The 23,463-nt window shown below is 62.4% G+C and carries 23 protein-coding genes; 11 read left to right on the top strand and 12 right to left on the bottom strand.

Going from position 1 to position 23,463, the window contains the following annotated elements; genetic code table 11:
* Window positions 1-348 (top strand): substrate-binding periplasmic protein (locus BN1134_RS20010; protein ID WP_042047165.1); only part of this gene is annotated, 348 nt, incomplete at its 5' end.
* A 29-nt stretch (window positions 349-377) separates the two neighbouring features.
* On the opposite strand, the gene BN1134_RS10310 is transcribed toward BN1134_RS20010, so the two are convergent.
* Together BN1134_RS10310 and BN1134_RS19710 are read right to left on the bottom strand one after the other, a co-directional pair.
* Window positions 378-1,646 carry an O-acetylhomoserine aminocarboxypropyltransferase/cysteine synthase family protein gene (locus BN1134_RS10310; protein ID WP_042047070.1) on the bottom strand — a complete coding sequence of 423 codons (1,269 nt, stop codon included), beginning with the start codon at window positions 1,644-1,646 and terminating at the stop codon, window positions 378-380.
* Between the two features lie 85 nt (window positions 1,647-1,731).
* On the bottom strand, window positions 1,732-1,890 hold the full coding sequence (locus BN1134_RS19710; RefSeq protein ID WP_156991736.1) for a hypothetical protein: 159 nt from the start codon (window positions 1,888-1,890) through the stop codon (window positions 1,732-1,734).
* Between the two features lie 88 nt (window positions 1,891-1,978).
* Between BN1134_RS19710 and sgrR the strand changes: the two genes are divergently transcribed.
* Window positions 1,979-3,673 (top strand): HTH-type transcriptional regulator SgrR, encoded by a 1,695-nt coding sequence (gene sgrR, locus BN1134_RS10315; protein ID WP_042047071.1) that lies wholly within the window; start codon window positions 1,979-1,981, stop codon window positions 3,671-3,673.
* Between the two features lie 355 nt (window positions 3,674-4,028).
* Here sgrR and spfP read toward each other — a convergent pair whose 3' ends face one another.
* The 4 genes from spfP to bioH all read right to left on the bottom strand — a co-directional run bounded on the left by spfP (window position 4,029) and on the right by bioH (window position 6,200).
* Window positions 4,029-4,076: a small protein SpfP gene (spfP, locus tag BN1134_RS20390; protein WP_462101308.1), complete on the bottom strand. Its 48-nt coding sequence runs from the start codon at window positions 4,074-4,076 to the stop codon at window positions 4,029-4,031.
* Between the two features lie 289 nt (window positions 4,077-4,365).
* A complete protein-coding gene (locus tag BN1134_RS10320) occupies window positions 4,366-5,127 on the bottom strand; it encodes a putative metalloprotease CJM1_0395 family protein (protein WP_042047072.1) in 762 nt (253 codons plus the stop codon).
* A gap of 1 nt (window position 5,128) precedes the next feature.
* On the bottom strand, window positions 5,129-5,362 hold the full coding sequence (locus BN1134_RS10325; RefSeq protein WP_042047074.1) for a flagellar basal body rod C-terminal domain-containing protein: 234 nt from the start codon (window positions 5,360-5,362) through the stop codon (window positions 5,129-5,131).
* A 70-nt stretch (window positions 5,363-5,432) separates the two neighbouring features.
* Entirely contained in the window at window positions 5,433-6,200 is a 768-nt protein-coding gene (bioH, locus tag BN1134_RS10330) for a pimeloyl-ACP methyl ester esterase BioH (RefSeq protein ID WP_042047075.1), read from the bottom strand.
* Window positions 6,201-6,239: 39 nt separating this feature from the next.
* Here bioH and BN1134_RS19280 point away from each other — a divergent pair, with 39 nt between their 5' ends.
* Together BN1134_RS19280 and nfuA are read left to right on the top strand one after the other, a co-directional pair.
* On the top strand, window positions 6,240-6,965 hold the full coding sequence (locus BN1134_RS19280; protein ID WP_084214775.1) for a ComF family protein: 726 nt from the start codon (window positions 6,240-6,242) through the stop codon (window positions 6,963-6,965).
* A 96-nt stretch (window positions 6,966-7,061) separates the two neighbouring features.
* Entirely contained in the window at window positions 7,062-7,640 is a 579-nt protein-coding gene (nfuA, locus tag BN1134_RS10340) for a Fe-S biogenesis protein NfuA (protein ID WP_042047077.1), read from the top strand.
* A gap of 62 nt (window positions 7,641-7,702) precedes the next feature.
* Here nfuA and gpsA read toward each other — a convergent pair whose 3' ends face one another.
* From gpsA to BN1134_RS10355, 3 genes are read right to left on the bottom strand one after another with little or no spacing between them, the layout of a single operon-like run.
* Window positions 7,703-8,707 (bottom strand): NAD(P)H-dependent glycerol-3-phosphate dehydrogenase, encoded by a 1,005-nt coding sequence (gene gpsA / locus BN1134_RS10345; RefSeq protein WP_042047078.1) that lies wholly within the window; start codon window positions 8,705-8,707, stop codon window positions 7,703-7,705.
* 1 nt (window position 8,708) lies between these two features.
* On the bottom strand, window positions 8,709-9,179 hold the full coding sequence (gene secB / locus BN1134_RS10350) for a protein-export chaperone SecB (RefSeq protein WP_042047079.1): 471 nt from the start codon (window positions 9,177-9,179) through the stop codon (window positions 8,709-8,711).
* 53 nt (window positions 9,180-9,232) lie between these two features.
* A complete protein-coding gene (locus tag BN1134_RS10355) occupies window positions 9,233-9,664 on the bottom strand; it encodes a rhodanese-like domain-containing protein (protein ID WP_042047080.1) in 432 nt (143 codons plus the stop codon).
* Window positions 9,665-9,871: 207 nt separating this feature from the next.
* Here BN1134_RS10355 and gpmM point away from each other — a divergent pair, with 207 nt between their 5' ends.
* The 4 genes from gpmM (at window position 9,872) to BN1134_RS10375 (ending at window position 15,165) form a co-directional block, all read left to right on the top strand.
* Window positions 9,872-11,401 (top strand): 2,3-bisphosphoglycerate-independent phosphoglycerate mutase, encoded by a 1,530-nt coding sequence (gene gpmM / locus BN1134_RS10360; RefSeq protein ID WP_042047082.1) that lies wholly within the window; start codon window positions 9,872-9,874, stop codon window positions 11,399-11,401.
* Window positions 11,402-11,410: 9 nt separating this feature from the next.
* Window positions 11,411-12,700 carry a murein hydrolase activator EnvC gene (gene envC, locus BN1134_RS10365; protein ID WP_042047083.1) on the top strand — a complete coding sequence of 430 codons (1,290 nt, stop codon included), beginning with the start codon at window positions 11,411-11,413 and terminating at the stop codon, window positions 12,698-12,700.
* 173 nt (window positions 12,701-12,873) lie between these two features.
* Window positions 12,874-14,094 carry an ammonium transporter gene (locus tag BN1134_RS10370; protein WP_198133167.1) on the top strand — a complete coding sequence of 407 codons (1,221 nt, stop codon included), beginning with the start codon at window positions 12,874-12,876 and terminating at the stop codon, window positions 14,092-14,094.
* 60 nt (window positions 14,095-14,154) lie between these two features.
* Entirely contained in the window at window positions 14,155-15,165 is a 1,011-nt protein-coding gene (locus BN1134_RS10375; RefSeq protein ID WP_042047085.1) for a substrate-binding domain-containing protein, read from the top strand.
* Between the two features lie 49 nt (window positions 15,166-15,214).
* On the opposite strand, the gene BN1134_RS10380 is transcribed toward BN1134_RS10375, so the two are convergent.
* The 3 genes from BN1134_RS10380 to BN1134_RS10390 are packed head-to-tail and all read right to left on the bottom strand — an operon-like array spanning window position 15,215 to window position 18,190.
* Entirely contained in the window at window positions 15,215-15,856 is a 642-nt protein-coding gene (locus BN1134_RS10380) for a bifunctional 4-hydroxy-2-oxoglutarate aldolase/2-dehydro-3-deoxy-phosphogluconate aldolase (RefSeq protein WP_042047086.1), read from the bottom strand.
* A 31-nt stretch (window positions 15,857-15,887) separates the two neighbouring features.
* The gene (edd, locus tag BN1134_RS10385) at window positions 15,888-17,684 is read right to left on the bottom strand and encodes a phosphogluconate dehydratase (RefSeq protein WP_042047088.1); all 1,797 of its coding nucleotides are present in this window, start codon (window positions 17,682-17,684) and stop codon (window positions 15,888-15,890) included.
* Window positions 17,681-18,190 carry a gluconokinase gene (locus tag BN1134_RS10390; protein WP_042047089.1) on the bottom strand — a complete coding sequence of 170 codons (510 nt, stop codon included), beginning with the start codon at window positions 18,188-18,190 and terminating at the stop codon, window positions 17,681-17,683. The genes edd and BN1134_RS10390 overlap by 4 nt, the downstream gene beginning before the upstream one ends.
* Before the next feature lie 232 nt (window positions 18,191-18,422).
* Between BN1134_RS10390 and gntU the strand changes: the two genes are divergently transcribed.
* The 3 genes from gntU to recG all read left to right on the top strand — a co-directional run bounded on the left by gntU (window position 18,423) and on the right by recG (window position 23,449).
* On the top strand, window positions 18,423-19,763 hold the full coding sequence (gntU, locus tag BN1134_RS10395) for a gluconate transporter (protein WP_042047090.1): 1,341 nt from the start codon (window positions 18,423-18,425) through the stop codon (window positions 19,761-19,763).
* A gap of 165 nt (window positions 19,764-19,928) precedes the next feature.
* Window positions 19,929-21,281 (top strand): CDP-diacylglycerol--serine O-phosphatidyltransferase, encoded by a 1,353-nt coding sequence (pssA, locus tag BN1134_RS10400; RefSeq protein WP_042047091.1) that lies wholly within the window; start codon window positions 19,929-19,931, stop codon window positions 21,279-21,281.
* 98 nt (window positions 21,282-21,379) lie between these two features.
* Window positions 21,380-23,449, top strand: coding sequence for an ATP-dependent DNA helicase RecG (gene recG, locus BN1134_RS10405; protein WP_042047092.1), 2,070 nt, complete (start codon window positions 21,380-21,382; stop codon window positions 23,447-23,449).
* The last annotated feature ends 14 nt before the right edge of the window (window positions 23,450-23,463 follow it).

The raw sequence follows: 23,463 nt of genomic DNA on the forward strand, positions 1-23,463 counted from the left end.
CAGTGGCGGGTGGGGGTGGTGCGTAGCTCGGCCTATCGCGAGCAACTGGAGCAAGAGGGGTTTGTGCTGCGCACGGTCAATCGGGAGGAGGACAAGTTCCAGATGCTGTTGCTGCGGCGGGTCGATCTGATCGCCGCCCCCGAGGCCGAGGTGCGCTTTCAGATGCGCAGGTTGGGCCGGGACCCTGAGTTGCTGGCGCCGGTCTCTGTCTATAGCAATTACTACGAATACTATTTCGCGCTCAATCGTCGCAGCGATCCCGAGCGGGCCCGACAACTGCAAGAGGCGCTGGAGGGCATGCGCCTGGATGGGGCGCTGGCCCGCCTGCAACAGGAGTGGCTCGAGTAAGGCGGGAGGCTGGAGCCCCCCGCAACGACTCAGGCTTGCAGCGCCTGGTCCAGATCGGCCAGCAGATCGCCGATGTCTTCGATCCCGACCGAAAGGCGGATCATCTCCGGTTTCACCCCTGCCTTGCGCTGCTCCTCTTCACTGAGCTGGCGGTGGGTGGTCGAGGCCGGGTGGCAGGCCAGTGACTTGGCATCACCGATATTTACCAGACGCTTGAAGATCTTCAGCGCATCGTAGAAACGCACACCCGCTTCGTATCCCTCCTTGAGACCGAATGAGAGCAGCGCCGAAGGGCGACCGCCCATGTATTGCTCGGCCAGCTTGTAGTGGGGATGCTCCGGCAGGCCCGCATAACTGACCCAGGCCACCTTGGGGTGCTGCTTGAGGTGATGGGCGACCCGCTGTGCGTTGTCGACGTGGCGCTCCATGCGCAGGCTCAGGGTCTCGAGTCCTTGCAGGATCTGGAAGGCGTTGAAGGGCGAGAGGGCCGCCCCGGTGTTGCGCAGCGGCACGGTGCGCACCCGGCCGATGAAGGCGGCGGCCCCGAACGCCTCGGTGTAGACCACGCCGTGGTAGGAGGGCTCGGGCTGGGTCAGTTGGGGGAAGCGCTCGGCGTGCTCGCTCCAGGGGAAGGTGCCGCCGTCGACGACGATGCCGCCGAGCGAGGTGCCGTGGCCGCCCACGTACTTGGTGAGGCTGTGCACGACGATGTCGGCGCCATGCTGGATCGGTTTGCACAGCACCGGAGTGGCGACCGTGTTGTCGACGATGAGGGGGACTCCCTTGGCGTGAGCCACCCTGGCCAGGGCGCCGATATCGACGATGTTGCCGGCCGGGTTACCGATGCTCTCGCAGTAGACCGCCTTGGTGTGCTCGTCGATCAGCTCGCCGATGGCGTCGGCGCTGTCGTCACGGGCGAAACGCACCTCAATACCCTGGCTCGGCAGCATGTGGGCGAACAGGGTGTAGGTGCCGCCATAGAGCTGGGGCGTGGAGACGATGTTATCACCGACCCTGGCCAGGGCCTGGATGGCATAGGTGATGGCAGCCGAGCCGGCCGATACCGCCAGGGCGGCGACGCCCCCTTCAAGAGCGGCCAGCCGCTGCTCCAGCACATCGTTGGTAGGGTTCATGATGCGGGTGTAGATATTGCCGGGGACCGCCAGATTGAAGAGGTCGGCCCCGTGTTGCGCGCTCTCGAACTCATAGGCAACAGTCTGGTAGATGGGAACGGCTACCGACTTGGTCGCCGGATCGCTGGAAAAACCGTGATGCAGGGCCAGGGTCGCGTCTTTCATGGAACATTCCTTATTCTTTGGACGGATAGACGTCCACTTTATGCTGATGGACTCTATCTGTAAACCACCGCTTCCGGCAAAGCCCTTACATCCGCTGGCGATACTCCTCCTCATCGACCCAGGAGAGATCCCACTGCATCAGCTGGGTCAGGTATTGGGCCGGGTCGCTCGGTGTGGCGTGCAGTCGGGCGCCGATGCTCCTGAAGTAGCGACGCCAGAAGGGAAGGGGGTTATTCAGTGTCATGGTCGTTCCTCCTCTTGGTTGGCATCAGTATTGGTTTAAAATAAGGAAGTTAAAACGGAAGTAATCTCACAGATGGATTTCCCTATTTATGCCGAGCGAACGTCTTTATCTCCACTTCACCCGCCTGTCACAGCAGTTGCCCACTGGTGAGGCGGAGCTGACTCTGCCTGAGCTGGCCGCCTTACTCTGCTGCACGCCACGCAATGCCCGCCTGCTGTTACGGCGTATGGAGCAGGCCGGCTGGTTGTGCTGGCAGGCCTCCGCCGGACGCGGCCACAGGGCCAGGCTCACCCTGCGGCGCAACCAGCAACAGATGCGGCAACAGCAGCTGGCGGCGCTGGTGGCTGAGGGCAAACTGGAGCAGGCGTTGCTCTTGGTTCAAGGGCGAACCGAGCAGCTGCTGCCGCACCTGTTGGCCCATGCCAGCCGCTCGGATCCTGGGGGGCGCCAGATCTTGCGGGTGCCCTATTACCGCCCTCTGCCTTATCTGGTACCGGATGTGCCGCTGCGCCGCTCCGAGGTGCACCTGGTGCGGCAGATTTTCAGCGGGCTGGTACGCAGAAATGAGGAAAATGGGGAAATCGAACCTGAACTCGCCCACCACTGGGAGCAGCTGGAGGCACGGCGCTGGCGCTTCTACCTGCGCCCGGCGGTACGCTTCCAACATGGCCGCCTGTTGCAGGCGGAGGATGTCTGTGAGTCGCTTGGCTCACTCTCGGGTTATCCCCTTTTTCAGCATCTGGAGCGAGTCGAGGAGATCTCGCCACGTGCGGTTGATATCCATCTGCGGGAACCCGACCCCTGGCTGCTGCAACTGTTGTGCGAGGCCCAGGCGCTGATCCTGCCGCGCGAGTGGCGCAGCCTGCCTGATTTTGCCCTGCAACCGGTGGGCTGCGGCCCGTATCGGGTGGTGTGTAACGACCCGCAGCGCCTGCAGTTGGAGGCGTTCGATGACTATTTCGGGTTGCGGGCCTTGCTCGATGAGATCGACATCTGGATGTTGCCCAAGTTGGCGGAGCGGTTGACCTGTCAGTTGCGGCTGGCTCCGGAGCGTGCCGATCTGGGGCAACGTCGGGCGGAGTCGGGTCTGGAAGCGGGCTGCTATTTCCTGTTGAGCGATGATCGCTCCCCCTGGTTGCGGGAGGAGTCATTGCGCCACTGGCTGGCGGCCACACTCGATCCCATTGCGTTGATGGCGGGCATGGCGCGCGAGCTGCAACAAATTCTCACGCCGGCGCTGGGGTTGCTGCCACATTGGCGGGATCTTCCCCTGCCGGCCAAGGTGGAGCGGCCCGCGACGTTGCCGGCCCGGCTGGTGGTGGCCTGTTTCAATCAGCATCTGGAGTTTCGTGAGTTGGCCGGGGCGATGGCCGGGTTGCTGGCATCCCATGGGGTTGCCCTTGAGTTGCGGGAGCTCGACTATTCCCGCTGGGCCAGGGGGGAGGATGAGGATGTGGATCTCTGGCTGGGAACGGTCAATCTGGAGCACGACAGGGATTTTGCCGCCTATTCCTGGTTGCAGGGGGTGCCTTTACTGCGGGCCGCATGGAGCAGCCTTGAGCCACTATGGGCTCAGTTGTCAGACTGGCGTAGCCAGGGGGCACGCCCAGGCCCCCGTCAGTGGCTGCGACAGCGACAGAGTGAGTCCCGTTTCCTGCCACTGTTTCATCACTGGCTGGAGTTGGAGAGTCGTAGCGGGGTACACGGCTTGCGCATGACGGCACTGGGTTGGTTTGATTTCCGACATGCCTGGTTAAAACCTGATAATGGCGGGGATGACTAGCATGATGGTGCGCGTTAATTATATATATTGGTTTTTTATTCGAATAAATAAACTTTTTTAAGAATTAGGTTTTTGGGATTGAGTCGTTACTACGTTTCATTGAAGGCGTTTTTAATTACGGTTTATGTAAGTGAATTTCATATGAGACCGGCAACAAAAAAAGACCGCAGCCTTGGGTGCAGGCTCCGGTCATTAGCATATGCATAAAAGTTTGAAAGAAGCTGAATCCTGAGGGCAAGCGGAGGCTGCGCTCAAGAAACCCATGAATTATAACACCCGGGATAGCTTTTTAAAGTATTTGCTCTAGAGAGGGAATAAAAAATCGCCCCGAAGAGAGACTCTTCGGGGCTGCTATTCAGCCACATTCAATTACGTGAAATAAAAGGTCTGAAAGATAGAACATCTTACCTCTGTACCCTACGCAGCAAAATGTACATCACGGCCATCGAAAATGAAAGTAATTTTTGTAACTTACTTTCACAAAACGTGACTGAAAATATTTTCATTAATATTCAATTAGATAAAAAAGACCCCGGGGGATTCCCGGGGTATGTACAAAGGTGACTTACTAGCACTTCCTCAACTGTAAAGTTAGTCAGCACAACGCAGGCAAAGTTCCGCTTTATCAGAAAAAAAGTTTTTAAAAATACCAAAAATGGAATGGGTTGATAGTAACTATATGATTTATATGGCTATGCTTGCGCCAGCTCATTGGCTGACTGGGGAAGGGCGGAACGCCGATAGTGCCCGGCGATGATGGCACCCCGCTGCTGTAAATAGCTGTCGAGAGCCCCACCTGAGAGCTGGAGGATGTTGCGTTGCTGATGCTCCTCACGGGCTTGTTGCTCTACTCGTGCGGCCTTGCTGGCCACGGCGAGATCCTGTGAGGAGGGGGAGATGGGGGCGAGGGCGGCCCGCTGTACTTGCTGCATCTTAGCGATGGTGGCTTCGAGATCACCGATGACCGCCGAGGTGTCGATACGCACTGAGCCTCCGGTCGCATAGCTTGCACCGTCCGGCCCTCTGGTCATGTCATAATTTGGTGTGCTCGCATAGCTTCCCCCTTGGCGCTGATGGGCCTGTTCGTGCTCGCGGACTTCCTTGTCCCGTTGTTGTAGCTGCCGCAGCAGCTTCTCCTGTGCAAGATCCCGTCTTTCATCCTCCTGAGAGCCACGCTCCTGTCCTTGCTGGGAAGAGCGCCCATCAGGGTTACTGCGGGAGGTGGTCTGGGCTGCGGGTGGTTCACGCGCCTCCCGCGTCGATGTAGAGGACTCCTGTATCGCCTGCCGAGCACCTTCTTGGCGCTCTTGGGTCGCCGCCTGCTGTTTTTCCTGGGGGGTCGCCTGTTGGACCTGCGGGATCAGCTCGGCCCGGCGATTATCACGCTGGGCCGACTCGGTGGGGACGTAGAGGTTGTTGGGGGGGAGGTAGGGGGAGGGGGTTGTGATGTTCATGTCACACCCGGATGTCGATCAGCGTCCCCATCATGTCGCTGGCGGTCTTGATCACCTTGGCGTTGGCGCCGGCTTCGAGCTCTCCGACTTTAAGATTGACCAGCTCGTCGGTGACATTGACCTTGTCACCTTCCGGAGTATTGAGTCGTGCGATGGCATCGGATGACTCTGCCACCCGTTGCTCGGCTCTTTGGTAGCCCATCACACCCGATGTCATGGCTGAATCGATGCGCATACTCTCTCTCCTCTGGCTGGATGGCACAATTATCCATCACGGCCTGAAAGAATTAAAGCGTGCTGGTCATTTATTCTCCTTTTAGACCCGCCAGTAGCTCGACAAAATCATGCGGGTGGGAGATGAAAGGGGCATGGGAGGCTTTGTCGAATACCCGGCTGTGGCTGGCAGGGTAGCGCTCATCAAGCAGGGGAATGACCGACTTGGGGACCAGTGAGTCGAGGCGGCCATAGATGCGTAGCCACTCCCCTTGCCAGTTGTGCATGTCCTCGCGCAGGTCGACGGTTTCCAGCAGTTTCAGCCCCGCGGCCAGCGCAAGGGGAGAGGGATGGGGCCTTTGGGCCAACCAGTGGCGCAGTTGGCGAATATCATTACGGGCATGCTCACTGCCCATGGCCTGAATGGCGAGGAAGCGCTCGATGGTTTGCATGAAGTCGCCTTGCAACATGTGCTGGAAACCGTGCAACACCTTGGGGGCAATGCCCGGCCACTCCTCTCTGGACATAAAGCAAGGGGAGCTGGCGACGGTGATGAGGCGTTCAACGCGTTCCGGCCGGGTCAGGGCTAACTGGCTGGCAACCAGCCCCCCCAGCGACCAACCGAGCAGGGCCGCGCGTTCGGGAATGACCTCGCTCACCGCATCGGCCAGCCAGGGAAGGGTGTAGTCGCATGTGTCGGGCACAGAGGAGGCGCCGAAACCGGGCAGATCGAGGATGTGCAGGTGGTAATGGCGGGCAAGTTCCGGAGCAACCCCATGCCATACCGCGCCGTTCATGCCCCAGCCGTGGAGCAGTACCAGTTCGGGGCCCTGCCCCATCCGTTCGACCGCGATGCTCATCTACACTCAAGTCCTGTTGCCACCATGGGATGGTGCCGCATGGTAAAGGGCTGGCTGGCGAAAGCAAGAGGGTTGCTGGGGGAGCCGCATGATTGGTGCGGAGACTGCCTGCTCTGTCGTCAATCGAGTGAGGAGGCACTGCTCTGCTCCTATTGTCGAATGGCGCTCCGGCAGGAAGGGCGCCATTGTCACGGCTGTGCGGCACCGCTGCCGGAGCTGGTGCCTCTGGATCGGTTATTGTGCGGCCGCTGTCAACGTCGCCCTCCTCCGTGGCAGCGCTTGCAGGTGATCGGCGACTATCGCGCCCCCTGGCCGGTACTGGTGTCTCGCTTCAAATATTCCCGGCAGTGGCAGCTTGCCCCCGTATTGGCCCAGTTGCTGTCCGATCATCTCGATCTCGGTGACCCGCCCGAAGTGCTGATCCCGGTGCCCATGCACTGGTGGCGGCGTTTGCAACGAGGTTTCAATCAGGCCGAAGAGTTGGCCAGAGAGGTCGGGAGGTGCACCGGTATTCCGGTAGATGGCTCGTTGCTGCGTCGCATCCGTCATACCCCGCAGCAGAGCCGGCTCAGTGCCGGCACGCGGCGACGCAACTTGAGAGGGGCCTTTGCGGTCCGCTCCCATCATTACCAGCATGTTGCCTTGCTCGATGATGTGGTGACCACCGGCGCGACGGCGGGCCAGCTGGCCCGGTTGCTATTAAATAGTGGGGTGGCGCGGGTCGAGGTATGGGCGCTTTGCCGTACGCAGCGGCACCCAACGTGATGTGACTTTGCACCCTGCATCGCGTCGCTACCCATCGCCAAACAAGAGGAGTATCATCAATACCCTAGCCATTTGCTCAGGTTTATGAGGACAGTGATGATCACTATTTCCGAAGCCGCCCAGGCTCATTTTCGCAAGCTGCTGGAGAAACAACCGGAAGGAACCAACATCCGGGTGTTTGTCGTCAATCCCGGTACGCCGAACGCCGAATGCGGTGTCTCTTACTGCCCTCCCGACGCGGTTGACCCGGATGATCAGCATCTGCCGTTTTCTGGTTTCGACACCCTGATTGATCCGCTCAGTGCCCCCTTCCTGGAAGAGGCCAGCATCGATTTCGTCACCGACCAGATGGGCTCCCAGCTGACCCTGAAGGCCCCCAACGCCAAGATGCGCAAGGTGAGCGACGATGCCCCTCTGGTTGAGCGCATCGAGTATGTGCTGCTCTCCGAGGTGAACCCCATGCTGGCCGGCCACGGCGGCAAGGTCACCCTGACCGAGCTGACCGAAGATGGTTTTGCCATCCTGCAATTCGGTGGTGGCTGCAACGGTTGCTCCATGGTCGATTACACCTTGAAAGAGGGGATCGAGAAGCAGCTGTTAGAGAAGTTCCCAGGCGAGCTCAAAGGGGTCAAGGACGCCACCGAGCACCAGCGTGGTGACCACTCCTACTATTGATGTGGTTGGTAACAAAAAGGCCCTGCCAGTTGGCGGGGCCTTTTGCATGGGGAGGCGGGCGATCACTCGTCCTTCTTGTCCCGGGAGAGCAGCGCGATGGCGGCGGCTTTCGGGTCTTTCCCCTCGTAGAGCACCTTGTAGATCTGCTCGCAGATCGGCATCTCGACGCCGCAACGGGCCGCCAGCAGATGCACCTCCTTGGTATTGCGATAGCCTTCCACCACTTGGCCAATCTCGCTCATGGCGGTGTCGACCGCCTTGCCGGCGCCAAGCGCCAGTCCGAAGCGACGGTTGCGCGACTGGTTGTCGGTGCAGGTGAGCACCAGATCGCCCAGTCCGGCCATGCCCATGAAGGTCTTGGCGTCGGCGCCAAGGGCCAGCCCCAGTCGCTGCATCTCGACCAGACCGCGGGTGATGAGGGCGGTGCGCGCATTGGCTCCGAAGCCCAGCCCATCGGAGAGGCCGGCGCCGATGGCGATGACATTCTTCACCGCACCACCGAGCTGCAATCCGACGAAGTCCGGATTGGTATAGACCCGAAACGAGCGGTCACAGTGCAATAGGTGCGAGAGATCCTCGGCGAAATCATCATGGGTAGCGGCGACCGAGATGGCGGTCGGCATGCCAGCGGCCAGCTCGCGGGCGAAGGTCGGCCCCGAGATGACGGCCAGCGGTATCGTTTCACCCAGGATCTCGCGGGCCACCTCTTGCAGCAGGCGGCCGCTATCCGGCTCGAGCCCCTTGGTGGCCCAGGCGATGCGGCTGTCAGGGCGCAGGAAGGGTTTGAGACGGGTCAGCACATCGCCAAAGACATGGCTCGGTACGACCAGCAGCAACACAGGGGCAGCCTGCACCGCCGCTTGCAAATCGGAGGTCAGTTGCAGCGCATCGGGAAACGGCACATCCGGCAGGAATGCCGTGTTGCAGCGAGCCTGCTCCAGCTCGGCCACGTGAGCGGCCTCATGGCCCCACAGCAGGGTGGGGTGGCCGTTGCGGGCTAAAGAAATGGCAAGGGCGGTGCCATAAGACCCCGCCCCCAAGACCGAGATTACAGCCTTGTCACTCATCTTAAGCGTCCGCAGTTGCCTGCTGGGCCTGCAATTGGGCCACATGCTGGGCGAACAGGGCGTCGAAGTTGACCGGTGCCAGGTTCAGTTGCGGGAAGGAGCCGCGGTTGACCATGGAAGCCACGGTTTCACGGGCATACGGGAACAGGATGTTCGGGCAGAAGGCAGCCAGGCAGTGAGCCAGCTGTTGCTCGGGCAGGTTACCGATGGTGAAGATACCGGCCTGATGCACTTCGCACAGGAAGGCGGTCTCATCACCCAGCTTGCAGGTCACGGTCAGGGTCAGCACCACTTCATAGATGCTGTCAGCCAGCAGGTTGGTCTTGGTATCCATGTCCAGACCTACTTCCGGTTGCCACTCTTTCTGGAACACGAGCGGGGTATTCGGCGCTTCGAAAGAGACGTCTTTGACGTAGATGCGCTGGATGTTGAATTCCGGTTGGACTTCCTGATTGTTGATTGCTTCAGCCATGTCGATTGATTCCTTGAGTTCAGAAAAAACGGGGCGAATTCGCCCCGGGGTGATCAGCGCTTCTTGGTGACCGGCAGATTGTCGGCGCGCCACTGAGCCATGCCACCCGCCAGGGTGTATACCCGCTTGAAGCCATGCTTGTGCAGGGCCCGTGCGGCGGCATTGGCGCTCATGCCGGTTTCGCATACCACGATAATGGGGTCATCCTTGTGCTTTTCAACCTGGCCCAGGTTGTTCTCCTGGATTTGGCTCATGATGAGGTTGTGCGCACCGGCTAGATGGCCACGACCGAATTCATCGATGGTCCGGATGTCGACCACGACGGCGTTTTCGCGGTTGATCAGCATGGTGGCAGCATGGTTGTTGACTGCTTTTACGGGAGAGAAGCGGGCGCGCATGGTGGTGTAGATCAGCGTGCCAGCCAGGCCAAACCAGGCTGCGGTCAGCAGCGGGTTGTTGGCCGCAAAATCAAGATACTCTTGCATCCTTCCTACAATCCAAATCCGGGACAAGGGCTCGAGTATACATGGGGGAGCCGTGAATATCAGCCATCCGTGGGGCAAAGCGAGAGCCAGCTCGCATCGGAGGGGGCTGTCCTGGCGGCAGATCAGGTGACTATTTCGGCAGATGTAGTAATATTACGGCCAGTTCAGCTTCCCGCATTTCATTCCAATCCGAGAGGACATAGTTTTATGTCAACAGCCAAAAAACCTCTGGTTCTGATCATCATGGACGGTTGGGGCTACAGCGATAAAACCGCGTATAACGCCGTTGCTGCCGCCAAGACCCCGAACCTGGATCGTCTCGCCCGTGACTACACCAGCACCCTCATCTCCGGCTCCGGCCTGGACGTTGGTCTGCCCGATGGCCAGATGGGTAACTCCGAAGTGGGCCACGTCAACATCGGTGCCGGTCGCATCGTCTACCAAGAGCTGACCCGCATCTCCAAGGACATCCAGGAAGGCGCCTTCTTCGACAACGTCGAGCTGGCCAAGGCCGTCGACGCCGCCGTGACCAAGGGCAAGGCCGTGCACATCATGGGCCTGATGTCCCCGGGTGGCGTACACAGCCACGAAGAGCACATCCTCGGCATGATCGAGATGGCTGCCCGTCGCGGTGCCGAGAAGATCTACTTCCACGCCTTCCTCGACGGCCGTGACGTACCACCGCGCTCTGCCCAATCTTCCATCGAGCTGTTCGACGCCAAGTTTGCCGAACTCGGCAAGGGCCGTTTCGCCTCCATGATCGGCCGTTACTACGCCATGGACCGCGACAACCGCTGGGATCGTGTGCAGCAGGCTTATGATCTGATGACTCAGGGCAAGGGCGAATTCACTGCCGCCTCTGCGACCGAAGCGCTGGCTGCCGCCTATGCCCGCGACGAGAACGACGAGTTCGTCAAGGCCACCCGCATCGGCGACGCCGCGCCGATGGAAGATGGCGATGCCCTCATTTTCATGAACTTCCGTGCCGACCGTGCCCGTGAAATCACCCGTGCCTTCGTGGATAGCGACTTCACCGGGTTTGCCCGTGCCGCTACCCCGGCGCTGAACTTCGTGATGCTGACCGAGTACGCCGCCGACATCAAGACCGCCTGCGCCTACCCGCCGACCGCCCTGGTCAACACCCTGGGTGAGTGGCTGGCCAAGCAGGGCAAGACCCAGCTGCGCATCTCCGAGACCGAGAAGTACGCGCACGTCACCTTCTTCTTCAACGGTGGCGAAGAGTCCTGCTTCACCGGCGAAGACCGCGAAATCGTGGCCAGCCCCAAGGTTGCGACTTATGACCTGCAGCCGGAGATGAGCTCCGAAGAGCTGACCGACAAGCTGGTGGCTGCCATCAAGAGCGGCAAGTACGACACCATCATCTGTAACTACCCGAATGGCGACATGGTCGGCCATACCGGTGTGTTCGATGCCGCCGTCAAGGCATGTGAAGCCGTCGACCACTGCATCGGTCGTGTCACCGAGGCCCTGGCTGAGGTGGGTGGCGAGTGCCTCATCACCGCCGACCACGGCAACGCCGAGAAGATGATGGATGAGACCACAGGTCAGGCGCACACCGCGCACACCAACCTGCCGGTACCGCTTATCTACTTCGGTCGCAAGGCCGAGGCGCTCGAAGGTGGCAAGCTGTCCGATCTGGCCCCCACCATGCTGACCCTGATGGGTCTGCCTGTGCCGCCGGAAATGACTGGCAAGCCCCTGATGATTTTGAAATAATTCCTCCCCATGCGGGGACGTGTCTTGATTTCAAAACAGTTACATCGCGTCGGCCTTCTGGCCGGCGCGCTGTTTTATTGCCTGTCTGCCAGTGCTGCCCCCAGTAGTGAACTGGGTAAAGTGCAGGGGCAGATCAAGGCGCAGCAGCAGACCGTCAGACTCGGCAAGCAGGAGTTGGCCAAGCTCGCCGCCCAGCTCAAGCAGGACGAGATGGTGGTGTCGAGTGCCGCCGCCAAACTCGATGAGACGCGCAATCAGCTCAAACAGAGCGAGGCGCGCATTCAGGAGCTGGCCAAAGAGAAGGTGGAGCTGGAGTCTCAGGCCATGAAGCAGAAGGCCCTGCTAGCCAAACAGGCCGAGAGCGCGTTTCGCTCCGGTGAACACGATTACCTCAAGGTGCTGCTCAATCAGCAGGACCCCAACCGCCTCAGCCGCACCCTCGATTTCTACGACTATCTGAACAAGGCCCGCATCGAGGCCATCGAGTCTTTGCGCGCCACTCAGCAGAAAATTACCGCCAACCAGCAGGCGAGTGAGCAGACGCTGGCTCGCCAGCAGGCACTGCTGGACGATCAGAAGCAGCAACACCAGAGCCTGCTGGCCAGTCAGCAGGCGCGTGAGAAGACCCGGCGTGAATTGCAAAAAGACGTGCAAAGCGACGAAGCCAAGCTAAATCAGCTGGTCAAGTCGGAGCAGAAGCTCAAGGCGCGTCTCGAGGCGCTGCGCAAGCAACAGGAAGAGGCCGAGCGGCGCGAGCGCCAGCGCATCGCCAAACTCAAGGCGGAGCAGGAGCGGCTGCGCAAGCAGGCCGAGCAGGCCAAGCGAGAGGAAGACCGTCAGCTCGCCCGCCGCCAGCAACAAGAGCTGGCCCAAGCCGAGGCGCAGACCCGGCGCTACAGCTCAGGTTTAAGCACCAGCCGGGCCCTGCGCTGGCCGGTGCAGGGGCCGATCCTCATCGCCTACGGCTCGCGCCGTACCGCCGAGCTGAAATGGAAGGGAACCCTGATAGGGGCGCCTGAAGGCTCCCAGGTCAAGGCGGTCGCCCCCGGCAAGGTGGTCTACGCCGACTGGCTCGATGGCTTCGGCATGTTGCTGGTGGTTGATCACGGCAAGGGCTACATGAGCCTCTACGGCCACAACCAGTCGCTGCTGCGCCAGGTCGGCCAGCAGGTGGAGCAGGGTGAGCCGGTGGCGCTGGTCGGCAACAGCGGCGGTCAGGAGCAGACCGGCCTCTACTTCGAAATCCGCTATCAAGGGGAAGCCATCAACCCCACCCGCTGGCTGGGGCGCGGCGGCTGATTGCCCCTTTCTGGTGCCACGCACAAAACTGGCGCCCCATCATGACTCGTTGCACGTATCAAGGGCCCGCAAATCGGGCCCTTTTTGCTGGCACGACTCCTGCTCTGTGACCCTCCTGGCAGTTCACCGCGCCCCGCGCGGCACATAACAACGATTCAGGATGGAGACACACAGTGCAGGACACCAACGCAATCGCCATGCTCACCCAGAGCGCGGACACCCTGTTTGTGCTCGGCGGCGCCATCATGGTGCTCGCCATGCATTCCGGCTTTGCCTTTCTGGAGCTGGGCACAGTACGCAGCAAGAACCAGGTCAACGCTCTGGTCAAGATCATCACCGATTTTGGCATCTCTACCCTGGCCTACTTCTTCATCGGCTACTGGATTGCCTACGGCCACACCTTCCTGGTCGATGCCCCGACCCTGTCGGCGGGGCAGGGGTATCAGCTGGTCAAATTCTTCTTCCTGCTCACCTTCGCCGCCGCCATCCCCGCCATCATCAGCGGCGGTATCGCCGAGCGGGCGCGCTTCTACCCCATGCTGCTCTGCTCCGGCCTGACGGTGGGGCTGGTCTATCCCCTGTTTGAAGGGATCGCCTGGAACGGCAACTACGGGGTACAAAGCTGGCTTGAGCACCACTTCGGGGCCCCCTTTCACGACTTCGCCGGCTCCGTTGTGGTGCATGCGGTCGGTGGCTGGATTGCTCTGGTGGCGGTGGCACTGCTTGGCATGCGCAAGGGGCGCATCCGTGGCGGCCATGCGGTGGGCTTTGCCCCCTCCAACATCCCGATGCTGGCCCTGGGTGCCTGGATCCTCACCGTCGGCTGGTTCGGGTTCAACGTCATGTCGGCCCAGAAGCTTGGCAGCATCAGCGGTCTGGTGGCGCTTAACTCACTGATGGCCATGGTGGGGGGCACCCTGGTGGCCATGCTGCTCGGCCGCAACGACCCCGGCTTCATCCACAACGGCCCGCTGGCGGGGTTGGTGGCGGTGTGCGCCGGTTCCGATCTGATGCATCCCATCAGTGCCCTGCTGGTGGGCGGGGTGGCCGGTGCCATCTTCATCGGGGCCTTTACCTGGTTGCAGCGCCGCCTGCCGCAGCTCGACGACGTGCTCGGCGTGTGGCCGCTGCACGGCCTGTGTGGCGCCTGGGGTGGCATCGCCGCCGGCATCTTCGGCCACACCTATCTCGGGGGGATGGGCGGGGTGAGCCTGATGAGCCAAGTGCTGGGCACCCTGCTCGGTATCGTCGTGGCCCTGCTCGGCGGCCTGCTGGTGTACGGCATGATGAAGCGGCTGGTGGGGTTACGATTGAGCGAGGAGGAGGAGTTCATCGGTGCCGATCTTGCCATCCATCACATTGCGGCCACTAACCGCGACAAGGCGCCCATCTGACGGCTGACTTGGGAGGGTAAAACGGGTATGTTACAGGTAACATTCCCCGCAGGACCCCCCATGAACGACACTCGCAAACGCCGCCCGACGCTTCAGGACATCGCCGATCGGGTTGGCGTGACCAAGATGACGGTCAGCCGTTATCTGCGCGATCCGGACGCGGTGGCCGAGGGTACCCGTGAGCGGATCGCCGAGGCGGTCGAGGCGCTCGGTTACATCCCGAACCGGGCGCCCGACATCCTCTCCAACGCCACCAGTCGGGCCATCGGCATCCTGATCCCTTCGCTCTCCAACCAGGTCTTCTCGGCGGTGGTGCGCGGCATCGAGTCGGTGACCCGCCCTGCCGGCTACCAGACCCTGCTGGCCCACTACGGTTATGATCCGGCCCGTGAAGAGGAGCAGGTGGCCTCCCTGCTCTCCTACCACGTCGATGGCTTGATCCTCTCCGACAGCCAGCACACCGAGCGCACCCGCAAGATGATCGCCACCGCCGGCATTCCGGTGGTGGAGATCATGGACTTTCCCGAGGAGCCCATCGACATGGTGGTGGGGATGGATCACCGGGCCGCCGCCCGCGCCATGACCGAGGCCATGCTGGCGCGCGGGCGCACGCGCAGTGTCTATCTGGGGGCGCGGCTAGACGTGCGTACCCGGTTGCGGATGGAGGGGTATTACGATGCGATGCAGGCGGCCGGGCTGGAGGGGCGTCACCTGCTGACCGGCGATGCCTCCACCTTCACCCTGGGGGGCGATCTGCTCGATCAGGCGCTGGCGCGCTGGCCGGATCTCGACGGCCTGTTCTGCACCAACGATGACATGGCGGTGGGGGTGATACTGCGGGCCCAGGCGCGCGGCATACCTGTGCCCCAGCAGATCGCGGTGGCCGGGGTCAACGCCCTCAACATAGGGCGAGCCATCTCGCCGCAACTGGCCAGCATCGTCACTCCGCGCGAGGCCATTGGCTGTGAGGCGGCGACTCTGTTGTTGGCCCGCCTGGCCGGGCAAACGGTGACGCGGCGAATACATGACATCGGCTTCACCCTGTTTGAAGGGGAGAGCCTCGGCGCATAAAAAAACAGGCCACCCAGAGGGTGGCCTGTTGGCATTGGCGCAGTGGCGATCAGCGCTGAGTCAGGGCGACGGCCTCGCGGGAGAGACGGGTCACTTCGTCCCAGTTACCGGCCTTGATGGCATCGGCCGGCAGCATCCAGGAGCCGCCCACGGTGGCGACGCACTTGAGGGCCAGGTAGTCGGCCACATTCTTCGGGCCAATACCGCCGGTGGGGCAGACCCGCACCTGGGAGAGCGGCGCAGTGATGGCGGCCAGCGCCTTGGTGCCGCCGTTGGCTTCGGCCGGGAAGAACTTGATGTGATCGTAACCGGCTTCCAGCGCCTGCATCACTTCGGAGGCAGTGGCCAGACCGGGGATGAGCGGAGCCGTCCCCTTGGCGGCGTGGGCCAGCAGTGCCGGAGTCATACCCGGGGAGATGACGAAGCGGGCGCCGGCGGCAACGGCGGCGTCATACTGCTCGGCGTTGATGACGGTGCCAGCACCGACCATGGCTTCGGGCATCGCCTTGGCGATGCGCTCGATGGCGGCCAGGGCTACCGGGGTACGCAGGGTGATCTCGAATACCGAGATGCCGCCAGCCAGCAGGGCCTGCGCCATCGGAACGGCCTGCTCCAGATCGGAGATGACCATGACGGGCACGACGGGGGAGGCGGCGAACACCTCGGCGGGGGAGACTTTCCAGTTTTTCATGGTGGTTTCCTTATTGCTGCCGGATGGCGGCTTATTCGAAGATGGTGGCGCCACACTCGGCGCTGGACACGGCGCGACGCATCACGCCAAACAGTTCACGACCCCAGCCTTCCTGCTCGGCGCGAAGATCGATGGCCGCCGGCTCGCGGCCAGTCAGATCGCTCAAGCACATCAGGCTACCCTGATCCGCATCCAGACGCAGCAGGTCGCCGTCGCGCAGCAGGCCGATGGCGCCGCCATGCAGGGCTTCCGGGGTGACGTGGATGGCGGCCGGGATCTTGCCCGAGGCGCCGGAGAGGCGGCCGTCGGTGACCAGCGCCACCTTGTGACCGGCCTTTTGCAGGTTACCGAGCACCGGCATCAGCTTGTGCAGCTCGGGCATGCCGTTGGCGGCAGGGCCGTTGTGGCGCACGACAATGATGGCGTCCTGGTTCAGCTCACCCGCCTTGTAGGCGGCTTCGACCGCGTGCTGGGAGGAGAAGACCCGGGCCGGGGCCTCGACCAGACGATATTCGGGAGCCACGGCGGAGACCTTGATCACGGCGCGACCCAGGTTGCCTTCAAGCACCTTGGTGCCACCGCTGACCTGGAACTGGGCGCCGGAGAGGGCCAGAACGTCCGGGTTGCTGCTTTCGCCGACGGTTTCCCAGACCAGCTTGCCGTTTTCCAGATGCGGACGCTTGAGGTAGTCGGCCATGGTGCCGAACACCGGGGTGGCGTCCATGTGCAGCAGCTTCTGCTCGGCCAGACGGCGCAGCAGGCCCGGTACGGAGCCGGCCTCTTCAAAGGCGTTCACATCGGCCGGGCCGTTCGGGTACATGCGTACCAGCAGCGGCACCACGTCGGAGAGATCGCTGAGATCATCCCAGGTCATGATGAGGCCGGCCTGACGGGCGATGGCCACCATGTGGATGCTGTGGTTGGTGCTGCCACCGGAGGCGAGCAGGGCCACCAGACCGTTGACCAGGCTGCGCTCGTCGAGCACTTCGGCCAGCGGGCGGAACTGGCTGGAGCCCCCCACCATGGCGCTGATGCGCTGGGCGGCTTCACGGGTCAGCGCATGGCGCAGTTCGCTGTGGGGATGGACGAAGGCCGAACCCGGCAGCATCAGGCCCATCGCCTCGAACACCAGCTGGTTGGTGTTGGCGGTGCCGTAGAAGGTGCAGGTGCCGGGCGCGTGGTAGGCGCCGCACTCCATCTGCAACAGGGCGTCACGGCCCACTTCGCCGGCGGCGTACTGCTGGCGAACCTTCACCTTCTCGTCGTTGCTGATGCCGCTGGCCATCGGGCCGGCCGGCACGAAGGCGGTCGGCAGGTGGCCGTGGGAGAGGGCCCCCATCAGCTGGCCCGGGGCAATCTTGTCGCACACGCCGAGCAGCAGGGTGGCGTCGAAGGTGTTGTGGGAGAGCGAGAGGGCGGTGGCCTGAGCGATGAGATCGCGCGAGAACAGCGACATGTCCATCCCCGGCTGGCCCTGGGTCACGCCGTCACACATGGCCGGCACGCCGCCGGCGACCTGGGCGCTGTGGCCCAGCTCGGCCAGCGCCGCCTTGATGATGTCCGGGTAGCCCTGGTAGGGCTGGTGGGCGCTCAGCATGTCGTTGTAGGCGGTGACGATGCCGACGTTGGCGCGGGTCATGTCGAGGATGCGCCCCTTCTCGTCGTTGCCACAGGCGGCGACGGCGTGGGCCAGGTTGCCACAGGCCAGGGCGGCGCGGGTCTTACCGGTGGCGGCCATCTGCTCGACACGGGCAAGATAGGCGGCACGGCGTTCCTGGCTGCGTTCGCGGATACGCGCAGTCACCTGCGCAATGATGGGATGGATCATGAGTGGGCCTCCAGGGCGTGAACGGCTCGTTCTACCACTTCATCGAAGCAGCAGTCGATATCGATGCGAATGACCCCGACTTCGCCTTCCGGCCGTTCCAGGGTGTCAAACTGGCTCTTCAGCATGGATTCCTTCATGAAGTGCCCCTTGCGGGCCTTCATGCGTTCGAGAATGAGATCGTAGTCGCCATCGAGGAACAGGAAACGCACCGTGCTGTTGCCGTCGCGGATCTGGTCACGGTACTGGCGCTTGAGGGCGGAGCAGACGATGACCCCGACTTCGTTCTTGTGCTCGAGGCTGTAGGCGGCATCGCGGATGCGCTCGAGCCAGGGGGCGCGGTCGTCATCGTTGAGCGGGTTGCCACCGGCCATCTTCTGGATATTGGCACGCGGGTGCAGGTCGTCTCCGTCAATAAACTTGGCGCCGATCATCTGGGCAATTTTCTCTCCTACAGAAGATTTACCGCTACCGGAGACACCCATCACGATAATGCTCTTTCCCGCCATTGTTTGACCTCTATCTCAATTTTAAAAAAAACATCAGTTGAATGGGTTCTAACTTATCACGTTACCGGTAACATGTTACCGGTAACAACTAGAAGTGTGAAGTCTCCCACAGAGTGACATCGCTCATGACCGTCCCTCCTCTACAGGCTGGCCTTCCCGGATCGAACCGGTAGGGACTCAGAGTAGCTGACGGCTATCATGGCCAATAACCTGGTATAAGGAACGCAATTCAATGTCCGATATGTCTCTGATCATGACGGCGGCCGGCTCCATCGTGCTGCTGCTGTTCTTGGTGATGAAGGCGCGCCTGCACGCGGTCGTCTCGCTCATCCTGGTCTCCATGGTGGCGGGCCTTGCCGCCGGCATGAACCCTGCCGACATTGCCAACACCATCCAGAAGGGGATGGGTGGCACGCTCGGCTTCGTCGCCGTGGTGGTGGCCCTCGGCGCCATGTTCGGCAAGGTGATGGAAGTCACCGGCGCCCTCGACCGGGTGGCCCAGACCCTGCTTGGCAAGTTCGGCGCTGACCGTGCCAGCTGGGCCATGGCGTTGACCGGTTTTGTCTGTGCGCTCCCGCTCTTCTTCGACGTGGCCGTGGTGCTGCTGATTGGCGTGGCCTTCGCCATCGTTCGTCGCGGCGGTGGTACCGTTGTCAAGATCGGTATCGCGCTGCTGGCCGGTATCGCCACCTGCCAGGCGTTCCTTATCCCGGCGCCGGGTCCGATCCTGGTCGCCTCGCAACTGGGGGCTGACTTTGGCTACATGATCCTGTTCGGCCTGATTGCCTCTGTGCCTGCCCTGATCCTGGCCGGCCCGATGTTCGGTTCTTTCATCAGCAAGATTGTCGATGTGCCGCTGCCGGAAGATGCCCAGAACAGCATCCATGACCACGGCGACAACCTGCCCTCCTTCGGGCTGGCCATGGGCCTCATCGGCCTGCCGCTGCTGCTGATCGGCCTCAAGACCATCGTCGGCCGCTTCGTCGAGGCGGGCACCTCCCTGCACAACTGGCTCGAGTTCATCGGTCACCCCTTCACCGCCATTCTGGTTGCCTGTCTGGCGGCATTCTACCTGCTCGGCATTCGTCGTGGTCTCTCCCGTGACGAGGTGATGAACGTCTGTGGCAGTGCCATTCAGCCGGCGGGTGTCATCATCCTGGTGACCGGTGCCGGTGGCGTGTTCAAGCAGGTGCTGGTGGACTCCGGTGTCGGCGCTGCCCTTGGCAACATGCTGGCCGATTCCGGTCTGCCGGTGGTGGCGCTGGCCTTCATCCTGGCGGCAGCGGTGCGCGTGATCCAGGGCTCTGCCACTGTGGCCATGCTGACTGCCTGTGGTCTGGTGCTGCCGATGCTCGAGCCGCTTGGCCTGAACGGCGCCCAGTTGGCCGCCGTCACCGTGGCCATCGGTGGTGGTGCCATCGTGCTCTCCCACGTCAACGACTCCGGTTTCTGGCTGGCCAACCGTTACCTTGGCCTGACGGAGAAACAGACCCTGCAGACCTGGACCGTGATGGAGACCATCATCGGTACTACCGGCGGTATCATGGCCATGATCATCTACAGCTTCCTGTAAGAGACGGCTAGGATCTGACGAAGCAAAGGCCCCGCCAGCGGCGGGGCCTTTGCGTATTTGCCACTTTTGTGATGATTCCTGCTTGGGCCTGCCGGCGCAGGTTGCTAGAATTGCCCATTCCCCGCTTCGAGTGGAACGCGTAACGCAGTGATTTCAGGTTTCTCTATGCATTTACCGGCACATTATCGACAGCAGCTCGATCGCTTGCCCAAGATCGCCGTGGGCGCCGATCATTTTGACGTGCTCTACAGCGCCAAAGATTTCAAGCAGCGCATCCTCGATCTCATCGCCACGGCGCGCCAGCGCATCTACCTGGTGGCCCTCTACCTGCAAGATGACGAGGCAGGCCGCGAGATCCTCGATGCCCTCTACGCCGCCAAGGCGCGTAATCCCGACCTCGACATCAAGGTGTTTGTCGACTTCCACCGCGCTCAGCGTGGGCTGATCGGCAAGGGTAAGCAGGGGGGAAACCACCAGCTTTACCAGGCCAGGGCTGCCGAGCACGCGGAGCACATCGAGATCTATGGCGTGCCGGTCAAGGGGCGCGAACTGCTTGGGGTGCTGCACCTCAAGGGCTTCGTGTTCGACGATACCGTGCTCTATTCGGGCGCCAGCCTCAACGACGTCTACCTCTATCAGCAGGAGCGTTACCGCTACGATCGCTACCACCAGATCGAGAGCCAGGAACTGGCCGCCGCCATGGTGCGTTACGTGGATGACTACTTCCTCGCCAGCGATGCGGTGCAGCGGCTCGACAAGCCGGCGATCCCGACCGCCAAGCAGCTCAAGGGGAGCATCCGCCGCTTTAAAGGGCAGCTGACGCGCAGCCATTACTACTTCAACTCCAGCCTACCGCTGGAGCAGGAGTTTGCCGTTACCCCGCTGGTGGGGCTTGGCAAGCGCAACAACCAGCTCAACCGGATGATCCGCAATCTGGTGCGCAGCTGCGAGCGTGAGATCTTCATCTGTACTCCCTATTTCAACCTGCCCAAGGAGCTGGCCCGCGATATCGAGGGGCTGTTGCGCCATGGCCGCAAGGTGACGATCGTGGTGGGCGACAAGACCGCCAACGACTTCTACATCCCGCCCGAGGAGAAGTTCTCCACCATCGGCGGGCTGCCTTATCTGTATGAGGCCAACCTGCGCAAGTTTGCCCAGCGCAACCAGCATCACATCGACAGCGGTCTGCTTAACCTGATGCTGTGGCGCCATGAGCGCCACTCCTATCACCTCAAGGGGATCTTCGTCGACGGTGGCGAGTGGGTGCTGCTGACCGGCAACAACCTCAATCCGCGCGCCTGGTCACTGGATCTGGAGAACGGGCTGCTGCTCAAGGATGCTCAGCATCTGCTCTCCGAGCGTTTTGAGCGTGAACGCGAGTGCATTTTGCAGCACACCAAACGGGTGGCCAGTTTCAGCCAGGTGGAGCAGATCAGCGACTATCCGGAACAGGTGCGTCGCCTGATGGCCCGCATCCACAGGGTGAAGGCCCACCTGCTGCTCAAGCGCATCATCTGACGCAGCGCTGACCCAAGCCCTGTCCCAAAGGCCTCCCGTTTTCGGGAGGCCTTTGTTATTATCTGGACGTATTTACAGTACTGTCGGGCATCTGGTTGATGAAATTGGATAAAATCCCGCTGGACAGCCTGAAGGGCGTGGGCGGCAAGATGCAGGAGAAACTGGAGCGGCTGGGTCTGGCCACGGTCCAGGACCTGCTGTTTCACCTGCCGCACCGCTATGAGGATCGCACCAAGGTGTGGCCCATCGGCGATCTGCTGCCCGGCGCCACCTGTGCGGTGGAGGGGGAGATCCAGGACAACCAGCTGGTGATGGGGCGCAAGCGGATGCTGGTGTGCCGCGTCAGCGACGGCAGTGGCACCATCACGCTGCGTTTTTTCAACTTCACCGCCGCCCAGAAAAACAGCCTCACCGCCGGGCGCCTGATCCGCTGCTTCGGCGAGATCCGCCCCGGCAAGTTCGGCCTTGAGATCATCCACCCCGAGTACAAGCTGCTGGGGGAGGAGCAGGCCGGCCAGACCGAAGAGGCCCTCACCCCCGTCTACCCCACCACGGAGGGGCTGCGCCAGCTCACCCTGCGCGGCCTCACCGATCAGGCGCTGTTGCTGCTGGCCGAGCACGGGGTGGAGGAGCTGCTGCCCCCCGGTCTCTACCCGACCCAGGTCTCGCTGGCTCAGGCGCTGCGCCTGCTGCACCGCCCCCCGCCCGACGTGGCCCTCGATCAGCTCGAGAGTGGCCGCCATCCGGCCCAGTCCCGGCTGGTGATGGAGGAGCTGCTGGCCCACAACCTGTCGATGCTCAAGGTGCGCGAGCAGGCCCAGACCCAGGCCTCGGTGCCGCTGGCGCCGGCCCCGGCGCTGGTCGACAAGCTGCTCGCCTCACTCCCCTTCGCGCCGACCGGGGCCCAGCACAGGGTGGTGCAGGAGATCAGCCGCGATCTGCAACGCAGCCACCCCATGATGCGGCTGGTGCAGGGGGACGTGGGCTCGGGCAAGACGCTGGTGGCCGCCATGGCGGCCTTGCAGGCGATCGGCAACGGCTATCAGGTGGGGCTGATGGCACCGACCGAACTGCTGGCCGAGCAGCACGCCGTCAACTTCGGCCGCTGGCTGGCGCCCCTTGGCATCCAGGTGGGCTGGCTGGCCGGTAAGCAGAAAGGCAAGGCGCGCGAAGAGGCGCTCAAGGCGATTGCCGACGGCTCCGCCGCCATGGTGGTGGGCACCCACGCCATCTTCCAGGAGCAGGTCAACTTCCATCGCCTCGGGCTGGTCATCATCGACGAGCAGCACCGCTTCGGGGTGCACCAGCGTTTGGCTCTGCGCGAGAAAGGGGAGCGCGACGGGGTGCATCCGCACCAGCTCATCATGACCGCCACCCCGATCCCGCGTACCCTGGCCATGACCGCCTATGCCGATCTCGACACCTCGATCATCGACGAGCTGCCCCCCGGGCGAACCCCCGTCACCACGGTTGCGGTGCCTGACAGCCGCCGTCAGGATGTGATCGAGCGGGTGCGGCTGGCCTGCACCGAGGGCAAGCAGGCCTACTGGGTCTGCACCCTGATCGAGGAGTCCGAGGTGCTCGAGTGCCAGGCCGCCGAAGAGACGGCAACCGAGTTGCAACGGCTGTTGCCGGGGCTGCACATCGGGCTGGTGCACGGCCGGATGCGGCCGATCGAGAAGCAGCGGGTGATGGAGGAGTTCAAGGCCGGCATACTGCAACTGCTGGTGGCCACCACCGTCATCGAAGTAGGGGTGGACGTGCCCAACGCCAGCCTGATGATCATCGAAAACCCGGAGCGGCTGGGGCTGGCCCAGCTGCACCAGCTGCGCGGCCGGGTCGGGCGGGGGGCGGTCGCCTCCCACTGCGTGCTGCTCTACCACGCCCCCCTCTCCAAGACGGCCCAGAGCCGGCTCGGGGTGCTGCGTGAAACCAACGACGGCTTCGTCATCGCCCAGCGCGATCTCGAGCTGCGCGGCCCCGGCGAGCTGCTCGGCACCCGCCAGACCGGGTTGGCCGATCTCAAGATCGCCGATCTGGTGCGCGACCAGCCGCTCATCCCCCAGGTGCAGAAGCTGGCGCGCTACCTGATGGATCAGCACCCCGCTCATGTCGACCCGCTGATCCGCCGCTGGCTGGGGCTGCGGGAACACTACTCCACCGTCTGACTCGAGGAGGAAGG

This window comes from Aeromonas simiae (assembly GCF_000820125.1).
GTDB lineage: Bacteria > Pseudomonadota > Gammaproteobacteria > Enterobacterales > Aeromonadaceae > Aeromonas > Aeromonas simiae.